The organism is Snodgrassella sp. B3837, from assembly GCF_026535955.1.
In the GTDB taxonomy this organism is placed as follows: domain Bacteria; phylum Pseudomonadota; class Gammaproteobacteria; order Burkholderiales; family Neisseriaceae; genus Snodgrassella; species Snodgrassella alvi_E.
Map to the genome: position 1 here is coordinate 1 of NZ_JAFNPI010000013.1, position 442 is coordinate 442.

1 pseudogene is annotated in these 442 nt (G+C 56.1%); it reads right to left on the reverse strand.

From position 1 onward, the window contains the following. Positions 1-442, reverse strand: a pseudogene (locus tag J3U67_RS05065) (hypothetical protein); the annotation flags it as partial.

A 442-nucleotide genomic window follows, 5' to 3' on the forward strand; every position in this document is an offset into this window, starting at 1 on the left:
ATCGTAGTGGTAATACTGGGTACCGCTGGCGGTCTGTTTGCTGTGGGTACGGCCGTGTGCGTCGTAGGTGTATTGCAGGCCACGGAAGTGGAGTAGCTGGTTAAAGCGGACCAGATTCTGATTGTCGCTGTTGCTGTTTTCGTTGCGTCTTTTATCCAGCAGGTTGGCGGCGGCATCGTATTGCAGGGTTTCCCAGTAGGCCTGGTTGCGGCAGCTTTCGATGCGGCCGGTGACGTCATAGTGGTAATCGGTCTGTCCTTGCCGGGTATGTTTTTTACTCACCAGCCGGTCGAGGTTGTCGTATTGGTAGCGGCGGTCGGTGAGGATGTCGGGCAGGATGGTGTTGTGGCCACGCCGGGTTTGTTTGTGTTGCAGGCGGCTGTTGCGGTCGTATCTGAATTCGGTGTTCAGTTGTCCCTGACTACGCAGGACTTCGCGATGT